The following is a 16,133-nucleotide window of genomic DNA, read 5'->3' as shown; positions in this document are numbered from 1 at the left end:
GGCTCAGAACAGGATGCGCCCCAGCATCTCCTGCGAATTGGAGAGATTGTAGCGTTCATAGGCGCGGCGGCGATAGGTCAGCACGGTGGTCTCGCTGACGGACAGGTCGATGCCGATGGCCTCGGCGGTCATGCCCGTCAGGGTGCGGGCGCAGACTTCCCGCTCGCGGCGGCTGAGCAGGGGATAGGTGTTGGTCAGCCGCTGCTCCAGCTTGGCGACGATGGGCAGATCGGTGTCGTCGCGCGCCAGATCGACATGTTTGCGCAGCAGGGGAAAGGCCAGTTCGGCCAGTTCGCTCAGCGTGTCGAGGCTGCTGACCGGCTGCTCCTTGCGGCGGTAGAAGTTGAGTACGAAATTGCGCCCGCCGCGCGCGCGGGCAAAGGCGATCTTCTCGGCGAAACCGGGATGGTCGTAGCATTCGCGGCGATAGGCGGAGTGATGCACATCGCTGGCCGCCAGCCGGGCCATGCGCATATCCTTGCCGTGATAATGCGCCATGCCCGCCAACGGATCGAGTGCATGATACTGGCTGGCATAGCGGTCCGCGCGGCTTTGCGACGATCCGACATGGCCCGAAGAGACGATCACGAAGACCCGTCCGCGCTCATCGAGCCAATAGCCAAAGATTTCATCGACACCGGCGGCCTGATCTGCTGCCGAGAGCAGCACATCGGCCAGCGCGCCCGTGCCGGTGGCATCGATCAGCGCCTCATAGAGGACAGATCCCACAACCATCGCATTCTCCCGGCCACATCCTTCCGTCAGCAAGGCGGCCTGTTCTTATCGGTATCAGTCAAGCAGCTTTGCGGGCGAATTGCAATCGCCCGGCAGTATGGCGTTGCGGCGATGGAGCCATGCCATCGCCGCAACGCGGGAAGGTCTCAGGCTGCCTGCGCGCAAGGCGCTTGCGGCCGGGTTGCAGGCTGTTTGGCGGCGGCCAGAGTCAGGGCTTCGCGCAGCACATCCTCATCACCGATATGGTTGGCGAGAAGGAAAATCAGCTTGGCGTTGACGACGGCACTGGCCTTCATGTCCAGCCCGTCATGCAGGCTGACCAGACGGGCGTAGAAATCGTCTGGCCGGGCGATGTTGGGGGCAAGGTTGATCGTGCTCATGCGTGCAATCCCTTCGCGCGCTGCAAGGCTGCGCTGATCTGATGCGCGGAGGGCTGGTGCCAGCGCGCCGCAACATAGTGGTCGGGGCGGATCAGATAGGCGGCGCCGGGTTCCATTGCGTAACGCTGGGCCACAAGGCCTTCGCTGTCGCCGAGGTCCGCGACATTCAGGCTGCGCAGACCCTCGATTTCGGGGGCGGTGCCATCCGCGCTGAGCAGCACGAAATCGCCTTGCCCCAGATGATCGAGCAGCCAGCCGTTCCCGACCGGCGCATCCAGAGCCACCGAGCCGGGGGTGATGCCGCCTTGCAAACCGTCTTCTGTGCTGAGCGGCGAATGCGGATAGGACACCGCCGTCGACAGCCGCCCGGAATTGACGAAAGGCCGCGCAAAGGCATGCGTTTCCGACAGTTCCAGCACGGCATTGCGCAAAGCGGTGCTGGTTTCCGATTTGGGCGTCAGAAAATCGGTCGAGCGCGAGGAGTTGAGGATGTTCTCATCCGCCGTGGCGATGGCTTCGTCATTGTAGCTTTCCAGCAGATCCTCGGGTGCCTCGCCGCGCAGGATCAGATCCAGCTTCCAGCCGAGGTTGTCGGCATCGGCCACGCCGCCATTGCAACCCCGTGCGCCGAAAGGCGAAACGAGATGAGCGCTGTCCCCGGCGAAGATCACCCGGTCATGGACGAAGCGCGCCATGCGGCGGCACTGGAAGGTGTAGACGCTGTACCATTCGGGTTTGAATTCCACATCCTCGCCCAGCATGCCGCGCACATAGGGTGCGACATTTTCGGGCTTGATGCAGGCCTCGCGGTCGATGTTCCAGCCTAGCTGAAAATCGAGGCGCCACACATCATCGGGCTGCTTGTGGAGCAGGGCCGACTGGCCGGGGTTGAAGGGCGGATCGAACCAGAACCAGCGCTCAGCAGGGCGATCCTGCTTGAGGCGGATGTCGGCGATGAGGAAATTGTCCTCAAAGATACGCCCCTCGAAATCCAGCCCCAGCATATGGCGCAGGGGCGAGGTGCTGCCATCACAGGCCGCCACCCATGGCGCGTCGATGCAATAGGCGCCTTCATCCGAGCGCACCGTCAGCCGCGCGCTATCGGCGGACTGGGCGATCTCGGTAACTTCATGACCCCAGCGCAACGTCACATTGGGCAGGGCAATTACTGCCTCGATCAGGATCTCCTCGGCGTGATACTGCTGCAGGTTGATGAAAGCGGGCATCTGCTGATGCTTCACGGGCAGCATGTCGAAGCTGTAGACAGGCTCGTCTTGAGCGCCCCAGAACACCTTGCCGACATTCCAGACCACGCCCTTCTCGACCATAGCCTTGCCCACGCCCAGACGGTTCCAGATGTCCAGCGTGCGCTTGGAGAAGCAGATCGCTTTCGATCCGGCGGCGATGATATCGCGCTTGTTGAGCACCAGCACCCGGCGGCCCCGGCGGCCCAGATCGAGCGCGAGCGTCAGGCCCACCGGCCCTCCGCCCACGATCACCACCTCGGCATCATCCTCCCGGGCCGGATTTGGCGTGACACCCATGTCACGCCAGACCGGAATGCCGCCCTTCTTGTTCGTAGCGGTCATGATGGTTCCTCTCAGTCCTGCAGCTGGGCCCAGACCTCGCGGTCGCGCTCCATGGTCCAGATGCGCGGCCAGTCGATACCGTCGAACTCATCCCACAGGCGCTGCACGTCGAAGGGCAGGCAGTGTTCGAAGATCGGCCACATGCCGAACTTGGGCGAGAGCGCCTTATGGGTGGCGAGGAAGGCGTCTTTCAGCGTGCCGCCATTCTTGTGGGCGTTGCCGACATGCTCGATCATGCCCTTGAGGAAGTCGCGGGTCTGTTCGATGGCGGCATCGGTGGCGGCGGTGCCCTTGGCGATGGCGCCGCGTCCGCCGATCAGGTTCTCGGCGCGGAAGGCCTTCACATTGTCGAGCGTGGTGGTGGACCAGTCGAAGTGGAAAGCATCGCCGGTATAGAGCGCGGCTTCGGCTTCCACCAGATCGCCCGCGAAGAGCGTCTTGGACTTGTCATGCCAGGCCACGATATCGCCCGCCGTATGGCCGCGACCGCAGAACTTCAGCTCGATGGCGCCACGGTCGCCGCCCAGTTCGATGCGGTGTTCGGTGGCGAAGGTTTCGGTGGGCCAGGTCAGGCCGGGGATTTCCTCGGGATTCTTGAACAGGCGCGGCATGCGGCCGAATTCGCTGTCCCAATCCTGCTGGCCGCGCTCCTCGATCAGCTGTTTGGTCACATTGCTGGTGATGATGTGTTCGGCCTCGAAGGCGCTGGCGCCCAGCACGCGGACGGCGTGATAATGGGTGAGGACCAGATATTTGACCGGCTTGTCGGTATGCTCGCGCAGCTTGGCGAGCCAGTCGCGGGCGGCGGCAGGTGTGGCGCGGGCCTCGAAGGCCACGAGGAAATCCTCGCCCTCGATGGCGCCGACGTTGGGATCGCCCTCGGCGGTCAAGGCGTAGACGCCGTCGGCCAGCACTTCGAGCGTTTCTTTTTTCGGGGCAGTATCGGCAGAGGAAGCAAAAGGCTTGGCCATGATCGGCTCCTTTGAGGGTTTTATCGTGTCAGTCGGCGTCGGGCTGCGCTTCGGGGGCAGCCTTGATGAAAGCGGGATGGTGGCGGGCATGAGCCGCAGCGGCGGTCAGGCGGGGATAGGGGCTGAGATCGACACCGAAGCGTTCGGCGGCATAGACCTGCGGCACCAGATAGATGTCAGCCAGCGTGGGCGTTTCGCCATAGGCATAGGCGCCGCCGTGCCGGGCGATCAGCTGTTCCAGAGCCGCAAAGCCTTCAGTGATCCAGCGTGCGATCCATGCGCTGACCTGCGCCTCATCGGCCCCCAGATCGGCACGCAGAGATTTGAGGATGCGCAGATTGTTCACCGGATGGATGTCGCAGCCCACCACGGCAGCCATCGCCCGCACTTGCGCCCGCCCGACCGGACCAGCAGGCAGCAGGGGCGGTTGCGGATGGACCTCCTCCAGCCATTCCAGAATGGCGGGGGACTGGATCAGCACCTCGCCCTCGACCTCCAGCGCGGGAACCAGTCCCTGCGGCTGCAGGTCGAGGAAGGCGCTGTCCTTATGCTCGCCCTTGCGCAGATCATGGGTGGCCTGTTCATAGGCGATCCCTTTCAGGTTCAGCGCAATCCGCGTGCGATAGGACGTGCCCGACCGCCAGTAGCCATGCAGGCGGATCATGCCGGCGTGGCCAGAATGACCGCGCGGCACTCGCCAAAACCGATGGAGGCGCGCCCCGGGGCATGGGCGCTGGCGGTGATGGAGATTTCGTCGCCATCCTGAAGGAAGCTGCGCGTCTCGCCGGTGGGCAGGGTGAAGGGGTTTTTGCCACCTTCGGTGATCTCCAGCAGGCTGCCATAGCTGTCTGGCGTGGGGCCGGAAATGGTGCCCGTCCCAAGCAAATCGCCGGGATTGAGGTTGCACCCGCCCGAGGCGTGATGCGCCACGATCTGCGCCAAGGTCCAGTACATATTGCTGGCCGGGCCTTGCGAAAGGCGCAGCGGGGCACGGCCTTCCTCGCGCATCTTCGCGCTGGAGAGCCAGACCGACAGCGTCAGCGACAAAGCGCCCTGCGCCTGATCCTGCGCGTCCAGCAGATAGGGCAGCGGTGCCGGATCACCCTCGGGCCGCGCGGGCTGGGCGATGCGGTAGGGCGCCAAAGCCTCCGCCGTCACCACCCATGGCGAGATGGTGGTGTGAAAATTCTTCGCCAGAAACGGCCCGAGCGGCTGATACTCCCACGCCTGCAGATCGCGCGCGGACCAGTCGTTGAGCAGGCTGAGCCCGGCGATATGCTCGCTGGCCTCGCCAATCGGGATGGTGGTGCCCAAAGCATTGCCCTGCGCCACCCAGATGCCCAGTTCCAGCTCATAGTCGAGGCGGGCGCTGGGCTCGAAGACCGGCACATCGGCATTGGGCGCCTTGCGCTGGCCGCGCGGGCGCACCACGGGCTCGCCGCTGGGGCGCACCGAGGAGGCGCGGCCATGATAGCCGATCGGCACATATTTGTAGTTGGGCAGCAACGGATTGTCGGGCCGGAACAGCTTGCCGACATTGGTGGCGTGATGGATGCCGACATAGAAATCGGTGTAGTCGCCGATCCGCGCGGGCAGATGCAGCGTGACCTCGGACAGCGGATGCAGCGCGGTTTCGACGTCCCGGCGATGGGCCTCGTCGCTCAGCAGTTGCGAGAGGCGGCGGCGCAGCAGGGTGCGATCCTCGGGCGGCAGGGCGAAGAGGGCGTTCAGGGAGGACTGGCCCGCCGCAGGCTGCATCGCCTCGGGCAGAAGGCTGGCGATGGCGGCCAGATCCAGCACACTGTCACCGATGGCGACACCGATGCGCGGCTGAGCGCCTTGGGGCGAGAACACACCCAGCGGCAGATTCTGGATCGGGAAGTCGGCATGGCCGTTGGCCGAGGCGACCCAGCTCGTCAGGCTGGGCTCATGGGTATGGTCGATCCGGGGCAGGGTCACTGTGCCACTCCTGAAAGGGGAAGGCTGAGAGGAACCTGGGCCTTCTGAAAACCGGCCCAGCAGTCGTCGTAATCGAGTTGCATCAGCGGCGTTTCCATCGCGAAGCGCGTGGGCACGAAGACGTGGCAACTCTCGAACATGAAGGCCATGGTGTTCTCGATGCGGTGCGGGATCAGCTTTGCCTTCACCGCCGCCTCATGGCTGGCCTGATCGGGCCCGTGGCCCGACATCTGATTGTGCAGCGAAGCGCCGCCCGGCGCGAAGCCGCCTGCCTTGGCGTCATAGGCGCCGTGGATCAGCCCCATGAACTCGCTCATGACGTTGCGGTGGAACCATGGGGGGCGGAAGGTATCCTCGGCCACCATCCAGCGCGGAGGGAAGATCACGAAATCGCAATTGGCCGTGCCAGGTGTATTGGTAGGGGAGGTCAAAACCGTGAAGATCGAGGGATCGGGATGATCGAAGGACACGGTGTTGATCGTGTTGAAGCGCGTCAGATCATAGCGATAGGGCGCCAGATTGCCGTGCCATGCCACCACATCGAGGGGCGAGTGATCCAGCGTGGAGGTCCAGAGATGGCCCTGAAACTTCTGCACCACCTGCGTGGGCTCATCGCTGTCTTCAAACCATGCGAGCGGCGTCTCGAAATCGCGCGGATTGGCGAGGCCGTTGCTGCCGATCGGCCCCAGATCGGGCAGGCGGAAGATGGCGCCATGGTTCTCGCAGATATAGCCGCGCGCCGGGCCATCCAGCAGCTCCACACGGAAGCGCACCCCGCGCGGGATCACCGCGATCTGCTGCGGCCCCACGGTGATGCGGCCCAGTTCGGTAACGATCAGCAACTGCCCCTGCTGGGGGACGATCAGCCATTCGCCATCCGCGCTGAAGAAGGCGCGGCCCTGCATCGAGGCATTGCAGGCATAGAGATGGATGCTGACACCCACGCCCGTGCCCACATCGCCATTGCCGCAATAGGTCGTCAGGCCATCGATGAAATCGACCGGTTCGGTCGGCAGCGGCTGCGGGTTCCAGCGCAGGCGGTTGGGGCTGGGCGGGGCGCTGTCATAGGGATTGGCCCGGATCAGGCTCTCGCGCGCATAGGGCACGAAGGGTGGATGCTGCGCAGTGGGGCGCAGGCGATAGAGCCATGAGCGCTTGTTCTCCACACGCGGCGCGGTGAAGGCGGTGCCCGAAAGCTGCTCGGCAAACAGGCCATAGGGCACATGCTGGGGCGAGTTGCGGCCCACGGGCAGGGCGCCGGGCACGGCCTCTGTTGCCAGATGGTTGCCGAAGCCGGGAAGATAGGCGTCAACCGCCGGGGCGGCGCGCAGCGGGGTCTCCAGCACGGGTGAGACGGTCATCAGGATTCTCCCAGAGTGCCTCGCCTTTGCCGGGGAGGCCTTGTGGGTTCCTTCTAGCGCCGCTGCGAAACACCCTCTGTCATTGGAACTGATGACAGCGCCATGCGCGGCGCAAGGCTAGAAAGGATGGGCATAACATGGACGGCCTTGCGCCGTCCGCAGACAGGCGGAGAAGAGCTATGCCGTATCAGGGGCCCCATGACATCGATCCGGCGGTGCGCGCCTTTCTGGAGCGCGATCCCGCCCTGTTTATCGAGGGCGCGTGGCGCGCCTCTTCGGGTGGCGGGCAGTTCGCGGTGTTCGATCCTGCCACCGGCAAGGAACTGGCCAAGGCCGTGGAGGCCAGCGAGGGCGATGTGGACGCTGCCGTGCAGTCGGCGCATCAGGCTTTTGCCGATGGCCGCTGGCGTTTGCTGCGCCCGGCGGATCGTGAGCGCGTGCTGCTGAAGCTGGCTGATCTGCTGGAGGGCCGCGCCGAAGCCTTCGCCCAACTGGAAACTTTGGAGCAGGGCAAGTCGATCCATATCGCGCGGATGATCGAGGTGGGCGCCTCGGTGGACTGGATCCGCTATGCGGCGGGTCTGGCCACCAAGCTGAGCGGGCGTACCTTCGATGTCTCGCTGCCCGGCGGCCCTGCACATTGGACGGCCTATACGCGGCGCGAGCCTGTCGGCGTGGTGGGTGGCATCGCGCCGTGGAATTTCCCGCTGATGATCGCCCTGTGGAAGGTGCTGCCCGCGCTGGCTTCGGGCTGCTCCATTGTGCTGAAGCCTTCCGAGGTGACGCCGCTGACCGCTTTGTGGCTGGCCGAAACCGCGCTTGAGGCGGGCGTGCCAGCTGGCGTCTTCAATGTGGTGACGGGCGGCGGTGCTGTCGCGGGCCGCGCGCTGACCAGCCATCCGCTGGTGGCCAAGCTCTCCTTCACCGGCTCGACCGCCACGGGCAAGGCCATCGGCCATGCCGCCATCGAGGGCATGAAGCATTTCACGCTGGAACTGGGCGGCAAGAACCCGGCTCTGGTGCTGAAGGATGCAGATCTCGGCAAGGTGATCCCCGGGCTGATGGCGGGCGGTTTCCTCAATGGCGGGCAGGTCTGCGCGGCGGCCTCGCGCGTGTTTGTCGAGGCGCCGCTTTATGACGATCTGATCACCGGGCTGGAGCAGCCCCTGCTGGGGCTGAACGTGGGCAGCGGGCTCGATCCGGCGGCGCAGCTCAACCCGCTGGTGTCCGCCGATCATCAGGCCAAGGTGCAGGCCTATGTGGCCGATGCTAAGGCGCAGGGCGTGGAACTGCGCGGCCAGATCGCGGTGCCGGATGAGGGCTATTTCGTCTCGCCCGCGCTGGTGCTCAACCCCTCGGAAGACACGAAGCTCACCCGCGAGGAGGTCTTTGGCCCCATCCTCAACATCACGAAAGTGGCCGATGCCGAGGAAGGTCTGGCCCGCGCCAATGACACCCGGCTGGGTCTGGCCGCCAGCCTGTGGACTCAGGACATCGGCGCGGCGATGGACCTCACCCGCCGCATCGAGGCGGGCACGGTCTGGGTCAACAGCCATGTCTTTATCGATCCCAACATGCCTTTTGGCGGCTTCAAGGAATCGGGCCTCGGTCGCGATTTCGGGACGAACTGGCTGGACGGTTATACGGAGGAAAAATCGGTCTGCATCGCGCATTGAGCAGTCCGAAAAGCAGGGCGAGGGCACCCGCAGAAGGTGCCCCGCAGGGTAGAAGGGGAAGGATCATGGGGCGGGAAGTTCTCTCCACGCGTGAGCTGCCGTTGCGGCGCCAGCTCGATTGCTGGAACGATTGGGCGATGGAGAATTGGCAGGGCATCGCCATCTCCAGCCGGGAGGCGGGATTTCCTGCCGATCTGGTCAAATGCGAAGTCGGCAACATCCGCTTTTCGCGGGTGCGCTCCTGCTCGTCCAGGGTGCGAAGGCAGGCAAGGGGCACGGGGCCGCAGCGCATGATCCTGCATTTTCAGGAAGGCGGCGCCACCCGCAACCGCCAATGCGGGCGCGAGGCCACGCTGGGTACCGGAGACCTCACCCTGCTACGGCTGGACGATCATTACGATCTGGACACCTCGCGCGATGTCAGCCTGCTGATCGCCGAATTCGATGAACAGGCCCTGCGTGACCGGGTGGGTGCGGCGGCGATCCGCGGGGCCATCCATCTCGATGCCGCGGTGCCTGCGGTGGGGCTGGTGGGGCAGATGCTGACCACGCTGGTGAGCGAGGCGCCGTTTCAGGCCGGGGATCAGGCGGGCGCTCTGCTGGAACGGTCCTTTCTCGATATGGTGGCGCTGGCGGTGCTGTCCAACGATACGGCTCTGGCCGGGCGCGGAGCGGGCGCGCTGTTCCGCCGCACCGTGGCCGAGATCGAACGCTCGCCCGATGATGCGGAACTGAGCGGGCAGGAGCTGGCGCGGCGGTTGGGCGTGACCCAGCGCGCGCTGCAGATGGCCTTTGCCGAGGCGGGCACCACGCCCTCCGCCTATCTGATGGACCGCAGGCTGGATCTGGCGGCGCAGCGCCTGGCCAGTCGGCCCGAGAGCATCACCCGGATCGCGCTGGATTGCGGTTTTGCCAGCTCGGCGCATTTCTCGCGCTGTTTTGCGCGGCGCTTTGGTGTGTCACCGCGCGATTATCGGCAGCAGCAGGGGGCGCCTCGCCTTTGGAGATGACCGGGCCATGCGCTCTGGCCATCTCCATCATGGCGCTGAGGGGGCGGGAGCGTGGCCCGCCCGCGCTCCATCGGCAGTTATGAAGCGCTCGCCGGATCGCTGATCGCGGCCCATGCGCCATCGATCCGGCCTGCGAAGCGCCGCTGCCAGCCGTTGGGGCCCTCGACCTGCATATCGTACCAACCATGGGTGGGAGCCAGCGGCCAGCGCATGGTGCCGCCCTCGGCAGCGGGGGACCAGTCACGATGATGGGCGCGATAGGCCTGAGCGCTGGCCTTGACGCCGCCATGCCCCGGTTTGACGGTAAGGCTGAGCTGGCCATCGGCGATGGACCACATCAGTTCGGGCTCCTGCCCGCCCGCCCTGCCGGCAAAAGCGCGATGGAAGCCTGCCGGGCCCAGCACCCAGAGGTCATAGGCCTTTTCCGCGCCATGCAGGGGCCAGTGATCGCTGAGCTGCTTGCCCGGCTCGACGGTGAAGCGGCGGGGCACCAGATCCAGCCTCAGCCGGTCATAGACCTGAAAGACGCTTGCCAGCCCCTCTCCGGCGGAGAAGGTCAGCGCCACGCCGCCATCGGACAGGCCTCCCGTCACCTCCAGCTGATAGCGCGCCGGGCAGGCCGGGCGGATACCGGAATGCTGCGTGGGCAGGGGCTGGTTCTCGGGCGGATGGGCGTCGGGCTGTTTGGCGATGGCATGGGCGCGGGCGCTGCGGTCCGGCGCCTGGGCCATGGTCGAGGTCAGGGCGGGGGTCAGGATGGGCTGCACCGGCGCGGCATGCGCGAAATCGAAAGCGCTGGTCAGATCGCTGCAGACGGCGCGGCGCCAGGCACTGATGTTGGGTTCCTGCACGCCGAAGCGGCGTTCCATAAAGCGGATCACTGAAGTATGGTCGGAAACCTCTGAATGCACGCGCCCGCCGCGCGACCAGGGTGAGAGCACATACATCGGCACGCGCGGCCCCAGCCCATAGGGGCGGCCGCGCAGATTGAGATCATCGCCATCGGCGCCGGGTGCGCGCAGATGGTGGTATTCGCCCAAAGTGGAAACGGTGCTGGCCCCGGCAAAACCGCCCGGCAGATCGGCATCGGGCGAGGGCGGCGCGGGGGGCGGGACGTGATCGAAAAAGCCGTCATTTTCATCGAAGTTGATGAACAGCACAGTGCGCGCCCAGACGGCGGGATTGGCGGTCAGTGCCTCGATCACCTTGGCGGTGTAGGCCGCGCCCTGCGCCGGGCTGGAGGGGCCGGGATGCTCCGACCCTTCGGTGGTGCCCACGATCCAGCTGATCTGCGGCAGGCGGTCGGCCAGCACATCGGCGCGCAGCGCGTCGAGCGCATGGGTGCTGAGCCCCTTGTCGGCCAGCACCTTGCGCGATCCCGCATCGCCGCGATAGGCTGCGCGATATTGCAGGAAATTGGCCAGCGGATTGTCGCCGAAATTGTCGGCCATATCCTGATAGACCCGCCAGCTGACGCCCGCCGCCTCCAGCCTTTCGGGATAGGTCGTCCAGAAAAAGCGCGGCTGGCTGGCGGCATCGGGCTTGGCCAGATCGTCGTCCGGATTGTCCAGCGCGGGGCCGCCGCCCTTGCCCAGCGGATCGTTCGAGCCGGTCCAGAGGAACAGGCGGTTGGTGTTGGTGCCGGTGTGCATCGCGCAGTGATAGGCGTCGCACAGGGTGAAGGCGTCGGCCATGGCCCATTGGAAGGGAATGTCGGCCTGTTGGTAATAGGCCATGGAGCGCTGGGTCTTGGCTTCGGGCCAATGCGCCATGCGCCCATTGTCCCACGCCGCCTGCGCGTTGGACCAGGTGTGCGGCGTACCCAGCATGCGCATCAGGTCGAAATCCTGCTGCGTGGCGAGCGGGAAGGGGCGCATGCGGCGCGGCGGAGTGGCGGCAGCGTCGCGCTGGTCCCAGACGGTGCGGGGCGTGCCATCGGCATCGGAGGGGAGGGGGATGGGGAAGCGGTCGCCAAAGCCGCGCACGCCCGGCATGGTGCCGAAATAATGGTCGAAGCCGCGGTTCTCCTGCATCAGCACCACGATATGGGCGACATCGTTGATGGTGCCGCTGCGGCGATCGGGCGCGATGCTGGCCGCGCGCGCCAGAATGGGCGCAAGCCCGGCGGGCAGCGAGGCGAGGGCAGCCCCTTGCAGGGATTGGCGCAGCAGGGCTCGGCGGTCGATCATCGGTGATTCTCCTGATTGGCCCGGCGTATCAGCGGTTTGTGACAGTGGGCAACAGGCGCGCGGTCAGGCGCTGGCGGAAGGTGGCGGCAGGGCAGGCGGTCCGGGCGCAGAGGCCCAGCGTCAGCGCCTGCTCATAGGGGCGATGCCGGGGGTTAAAATGGGTCAGATGGCGGACCTGATCGGGTGTCGCCGCCACATAGAAGGCTTTGACAAAGGCTGTGCCGTCAGGGCGGCGCACCAGCGCCAGTTCCAGAGCGCCGCCGGGCGGCGGATCGTTGCGGCCCAGACCGGGCACCTGAAAACCGGCGCCCAGCAGCGAGGTCAGCGCGGCGATGTTGTTGTCATGGCCGATCAGCAGCGTCAGGCGGGGCTGGTCTGGCGCGAAAAGGGCGGTGAGGGCCTGCCGCGCCAGCTCTCCGCCGCTGCGCCGGGCCATATAGGGCGAGCGGTCGAACACGTCGAAGAGCGCGGCATGCAGCGGGCTGACCTGCGCAATGGCCTGAGGCGTGGCCCGCCCCCAACCGATATGCGCCAGCGGCATCCCCTCCATATACTCCAGCAGAAAGACCTGCGCCGTGCCCGATGCCTTGTCGATCGGCCCGGTCAGCGAGAGGCCATGGCCATCGGCGCTGGCAGAGATGGCACCGGGCATGGTCGAGAGATGGCAGGGCTTGGGCGTCTTGTCGCAGCCCAGAATGCGTTCCATGACCGAAAGCGCCGGGGCCTGGCGGGCGGCCATGGCCGGGGCGCCGCCGGTGTAGCGGTTCACATCCTGAGCGGCCTGCTGGCCATCGACGGTGGCGGTGCCCGCTTCCATGGGTTCGAACAGCGCGTCGTGCTGGCCCAGCGGCTTGTGCTCCACGGGCAGATCGCAACCGGGGGCCAGCCCCTCGGCCAGAGCATGGGCGCTGGCGATGGTGCGCTCTGTGGCATTGGCGTGGAGCGTGAGATCGCGCGGGCTGGGGCAGCCATGGGCGGGCAGCAGGCCAAGATGGCGCCATTGTCCGGCCTGCCAGCGCGCCAGCAGGGTCAAGGCTTCAGCGCCATGCAGGGTGAGCAGGGTTGGCGCGGTGGACCAGTCCGCCATTGGCGCGGGGGCCAGATCGGCAAGCCCCGCCTCACCGGGCAGAGGCGCGCGCACGCCATGGCGGTAAAGCAGGACCAGCCTTTCGATCCGTTCTCCGGCAGGCTTGGAGGGGGCCTTCGCCTGTGCGGGCAGGGCAGCCTGCAAACCGATGGCCAGTGTCAGGCCGAAAAGGCGCAGGCGGCGCGCAAAAGGCTGGGCGATCATCACAAAACTCCGGGGGGTATCAGGGCAAGAGGGGCCATGGCGCCGTGCCATGGCCCCGAACGGTGACAGCTTAAATGCTCCACTTCAGCGTGAGCAGCAGGGTGCGCCCGGAATCGACCACATCGGAAATCGCCGTCGTGTCATGGCCGACATGCGACCAGTAGCTGTAGGCCCCGAAGATGTTCGCCACCGAGAAATCGGCACGCACATTGCGCTGCAGCTGATAGCCGACATGCGCATCAACGGTTTTCAGAGGCCTCACCCACAGATCGTCCCAGGTGCCGATGCCCAGCGCCGCATATTGCGAGACATATTCGCCGCGATATTTGAAGCTGATGTCGACCTCCGCCGGGCCCTTCTCCCAGAACAGCTGGGCATTGGCGAGCCAGGCCGGAGCATTCTGCACCTGCTTCATCACGCCGCCGCCGATGTCCACGCTGGTCCACTGGCGCGTGCCGTTGATGTTGACGCCCAGCTTGCCCATCCAGTCCGGCAGGCCGGTGAAGCGGGTGCGCAGCTGCGCTTCCAGACCATAGATATCGCCCGAACCGCCGTTCTCGGGCTGCTGATAGATGGTGTTGTTTTCAGCCAGCGTGCCGCTGTTGATGTAGCCGCTGCCATTGTCATACATGTAGTTGCGCAGGTGCTTGTAGTAGAAGCCGCTCATCAGCTGGGTCTCGCGGCCGAACTTCCACTCGCCCGAGGCATCGACATTCATCGCCTGAATGGGCTTCAGATTGGGATTGCCCTGCGTGATGGTGGTGGTCGTGTCGCCCACGCTGACCGTCGCGCCGCCGCCCAGCTGGACGAAGGCGGGGCGGGTGTAGCTCCACCACAGATCGGCGCGATAGACCGCATTGGAATTGGGGCGGTAATTGGCGAAAAGGCTGGGCAGCCATTCATTGTAATGGGTGCTGTTGTGGCCCCAGCCGCTCTGCACCGTATCGCCGTCACCCATCAGCCAATAGGTGTTGTGGATGGCGGTATGCTCGTAACGCAGGCCCGGGATGACCTCCAGATTGCCGGTTTTCAGCGTGCCGGTGAGGTAGAAGGCGCTGACGGCCTCGCTGCCGCGCAGCGTGTCGCAGTTGAGGTTGTCAGTGGTGGTGCCGCCGCAGGTGTCGAGGCTGCTGTCGTTCTTGTACTGGTAGAAATAGTTGAACAGCGCGGCCTGATTCACCTTGGGCAGGCGGAAGTTGTACACGCCGGGGAAGGCCTGGTTGTAATAGCTGTTGGAGATCCCCAGCGACTGCCAGGTCTCGCCGCCATGGCCCATCAGATTGGCGAATTTGCCGTTGCTCCAGTCCACTTCGGTGAACAGGCGGTGGCTGATCGCGTAATTGCCGCCGAAGCGGATCTGCTGAAGCACCGAATTGTCGATGTCGCGCGCCACATCCACGCGCCCGCCATATTTGGTCTGGCCGCTGTATTCGGAGGTGAGCTGACCCGCGCCGCGCGCCAGCTGCACGGTGTTGGCATTGTTCATGGCATTGCTGATCGCGCTGGTCATCACCGGCTGAGGCAGGCCGTTGATGTAGGTGATCGACTGGCCGCCCAGCGCCAGGCTCTGGCCGTTGTTGTAATTGTCCTGCTGGTTCAGGCGTTCGGAGGCCTCGATATGGTCGGGCCGGTCATTATGGCCCTCGGAGTAGAAGAGCTGGGGCGAGATGGTCCATTTGCCCAGCTGCTTGCGCAGGCCCAGCGCGGCGGTGCCAAGGCTGGCGAGTTCCGGGTTGGTTTCATACCACACGCGCGGCGAGATGGTGTTGACCGACAGCAGGTAATTGCTGGTGCCGGCCACCTGATTCCACGATTTGCTGTCCGAGACATATTCGGCGAGCGTCGAATCCTGCTCGGTCTTGGCTGAGGCCCAGGTGCCGCGCAGATAGACCTGCGTGGTGTCATCCGGGTGCCAGTCGAAGCTGGCATTGGTGCCCCAGCGGGTGGTGTAGCCGCTCGATGAGCCCAGATCGATGCCGGTCTGGGTGATGTTGTGCTGCGGATTGAGCCCGGCGGCAGAGGTCTTGCCGCTGGAATCGCCGGCCAGCAGATAGGCCCAGCCGCCGTCGTTCTGCGCGGCCATCACGCCGCCCAGCTCGCTGTTGGTGAAATGGCGCAGGTCGTAATAGCCCGAGACATAGATGCCGAACTGGCCCTCATCGCCAAAGCGCTTGGCGATATCGGCATTGAAACCCCCGCCAAGCCCGGCATTGCCGTAATCCTGATCGCGCGTTTCCATCCGCCCGGACAGCGCCACCGACATATGGAAAGGCTTGGCGAAATCGAAGGCATTGGGCGTGCGGAAATCGACCGTGCCGCCGATGGCATCGCCATTCATCTCGGCGGTGGAGGCTTTTTCGACGACAATCGTGTTCAGGCCCGAGGGCGGCAGCAGGCTGAGCTGAACCTGACGGCTGTAGGGCATGCCCTGCGCCACATTCACGCCATTGATCAGATTGACGTTATACTCGGAATTCAGCCCGCGGATGCCCACGAACATGCCTTCCCCGCGCGAGGCGCCATCGACACCGCCAAAATAGGAGGAGCCCGTGTTCATCACATTGACGCCGGGCAGCAGCCCCAGCGCCTCGGCCACGTTATGGACGGCGGTGTGCTGGAGATCCTCCTGCGAAAGCGCCGCCACCGGCACGGAGGAGCGGAACTCCAGCGAGGCGGCATCGGCGCGCTTGGCCAGCACGACGATGCTGTTGGCCTGATCGGCGTCATTGTCGGTTGCGTTTGCAGCCGCCGGTTCGGCAGCCGGAGCAGCCACCACCGGCGCCGCCGCGAAGGCAGGGGTGGTCAACGCCAGAGTGGCCACCCCGGCCAGCCAGCCCGGACGAAGAGAGAGATGCATGTCAGCCTCCAGTTGGCGGCGCACCATTGGCCGCTCGAAGGCGAAGGACGCAGGGCAGGCGGAGATTCCGGGGCGGCAAAAACAAAATTTTTTGTCATCAACCCGTCATCGAAAG

12 protein-coding genes are annotated in these 16,133 nt (G+C 65.4%); 2 read left to right on the top strand and 10 right to left on the bottom strand.

What is annotated here, in order from left to right; all coding sequences use genetic code 11:
• Positions 1–3: 3 nt before the first annotated feature.
• The 7 genes from HGK27_RS20925 to hmgA form a co-directional block, all read right to left on the bottom strand.
• Positions 4–735 carry a helix-turn-helix transcriptional regulator gene (locus HGK27_RS20925; RefSeq protein WP_206244762.1) on the bottom strand — a complete coding sequence of 244 codons (732 nt, stop codon included), beginning with the start codon at positions 733–735 and terminating at the stop codon, positions 4–6.
• Between the two features lie 146 nt (positions 736–881).
• A complete protein-coding gene (locus tag HGK27_RS20920) occupies positions 882–1,115 on the bottom strand; it encodes a DUF2783 domain-containing protein (protein WP_206244761.1) in 234 nt (77 codons plus the stop codon).
• A complete protein-coding gene (locus tag HGK27_RS20915) occupies positions 1,112–2,704 on the bottom strand; it encodes an FAD-dependent oxidoreductase (protein WP_206244760.1) in 1,593 nt (530 codons plus the stop codon). Before HGK27_RS20915 ends, HGK27_RS20920 begins: the two co-directional genes overlap by 4 nt.
• Positions 2,705–2,715: 11 nt before the next feature.
• Positions 2,716–3,675 carry an MBL fold metallo-hydrolase gene (locus HGK27_RS20910; RefSeq protein ID WP_206244759.1) on the bottom strand — a complete coding sequence of 320 codons (960 nt, stop codon included), beginning with the start codon at positions 3,673–3,675 and terminating at the stop codon, positions 2,716–2,718.
• A 28-nt stretch (positions 3,676–3,703) separates the two neighbouring features.
• Entirely contained in the window at positions 3,704–4,339 is a 636-nt protein-coding gene (maiA, locus tag HGK27_RS20905; protein ID WP_206244758.1) for a maleylacetoacetate isomerase, read from the bottom strand.
• Positions 4,336–5,634 (bottom strand): fumarylacetoacetase, encoded by a 1,299-nt coding sequence (fahA, locus tag HGK27_RS20900; protein WP_206244757.1) that lies wholly within the window; start codon positions 5,632–5,634, stop codon positions 4,336–4,338. The genes maiA and fahA overlap by 4 nt, the downstream gene beginning before the upstream one ends.
• Positions 5,631–6,995: a homogentisate 1,2-dioxygenase gene (gene hmgA / locus HGK27_RS20895; protein ID WP_206244756.1), complete on the bottom strand. Its 1,365-nt coding sequence runs from the start codon at positions 6,993–6,995 to the stop codon at positions 5,631–5,633. The genes fahA and hmgA overlap by 4 nt, the downstream gene beginning before the upstream one ends.
• Before the next feature lie 179 nt (positions 6,996–7,174).
• Here hmgA and HGK27_RS20890 point away from each other — a divergent pair, with 179 nt between their 5' ends.
• Positions 7,175–8,671, top strand: coding sequence for an aldehyde dehydrogenase family protein (locus HGK27_RS20890; protein WP_206244755.1), 1,497 nt, complete (start codon positions 7,175–7,177; stop codon positions 8,669–8,671).
• Positions 8,672–8,736: 65 nt separating this feature from the next.
• The gene (locus HGK27_RS20885) at positions 8,737–9,681 is read left to right on the top strand and encodes a helix-turn-helix domain-containing protein (RefSeq protein ID WP_206244754.1); all 945 of its coding nucleotides are present in this window, start codon (positions 8,737–8,739) and stop codon (positions 9,679–9,681) included.
• 77 nt (positions 9,682–9,758) lie between these two features.
• Here the strand turns inward: HGK27_RS20885 and HGK27_RS20880 are convergent, their stop codons facing one another.
• The 3 genes from HGK27_RS20880 to HGK27_RS20870 form a co-directional block, all read right to left on the bottom strand.
• On the bottom strand, positions 9,759–11,870 hold the full coding sequence (locus HGK27_RS20880; RefSeq protein ID WP_206244753.1) for a phosphocholine-specific phospholipase C: 2,112 nt from the start codon (positions 11,868–11,870) through the stop codon (positions 9,759–9,761).
• A gap of 28 nt (positions 11,871–11,898) precedes the next feature.
• On the bottom strand, positions 11,899–13,161 hold the full coding sequence (locus HGK27_RS20875) for a histidine-type phosphatase (protein WP_206244752.1): 1,263 nt from the start codon (positions 13,159–13,161) through the stop codon (positions 11,899–11,901).
• Positions 13,162–13,231: 70 nt separating this feature from the next.
• Positions 13,232–16,018: a TonB-dependent receptor gene (locus HGK27_RS20870; protein WP_206244751.1), complete on the bottom strand. Its 2,787-nt coding sequence runs from the start codon at positions 16,016–16,018 to the stop codon at positions 13,232–13,234.
• Positions 16,019–16,133 lie beyond the last annotated feature (115 nt).

The sequence above is a fragment of the Novosphingobium terrae genome, from assembly GCF_017163935.1.
Lineage (GTDB): Bacteria > Pseudomonadota > Alphaproteobacteria > Sphingomonadales > Sphingomonadaceae > Novosphingobium > Novosphingobium terrae.
This window is presented reverse-complemented; position numbering and strand designations above follow the sequence as displayed.

Bases quoted from the DNA above. Each gene is read 5' to 3' on its own strand.
- HGK27_RS20925 (WP_206244762.1), bottom strand. From the start codon at position 735: ATGGTTGTGGGATCTGTCCTCTATGAGGCGCTGATCGATGCCACCGGC.
- HGK27_RS20920 (WP_206244761.1), bottom strand. From the start codon at position 1,115: ATGAGCACGATCAACCTTGCCCCCAACATCGCCCGGCCAGACGATTTC.
- HGK27_RS20915 (WP_206244760.1), bottom strand. From the start codon at position 2,704: ATGACCGCTACGAACAAGAAGGGCGGCATTCCGGTCTGGCGTGACATG.
- HGK27_RS20910 (WP_206244759.1), bottom strand. From the start codon at position 3,675: ATGGCCAAGCCTTTTGCTTCCTCTGCCGATACTGCCCCGAAAAAAGAA.
- maiA (WP_206244758.1), bottom strand. From the start codon at position 4,339: ATGATCCGCCTGCATGGCTACTGGCGGTCGGGCACGTCCTATCGCACG.
- hmgA (WP_206244756.1), bottom strand. From the start codon at position 6,995: ATGACCGTCTCACCCGTGCTGGAGACCCCGCTGCGCGCCGCCCCGGCG.
- HGK27_RS20890 (WP_206244755.1), top strand. From the start codon at position 7,175: ATGCCGTATCAGGGGCCCCATGACATCGATCCGGCGGTGCGCGCCTTT.
- HGK27_RS20885 (WP_206244754.1), top strand. From the start codon at position 8,737: ATGGGGCGGGAAGTTCTCTCCACGCGTGAGCTGCCGTTGCGGCGCCAG.
- HGK27_RS20880 (WP_206244753.1), bottom strand. From the start codon at position 11,870: ATGATCGACCGCCGAGCCCTGCTGCGCCAATCCCTGCAAGGGGCTGCC.
- HGK27_RS20875 (WP_206244752.1), bottom strand. From the start codon at position 13,161: ATGATCGCCCAGCCTTTTGCGCGCCGCCTGCGCCTTTTCGGCCTGACA.
- HGK27_RS20870 (WP_206244751.1), bottom strand. From the start codon at position 16,018: ATGCATCTCTCTCTTCGTCCGGGCTGGCTGGCCGGGGTGGCCACTCTG.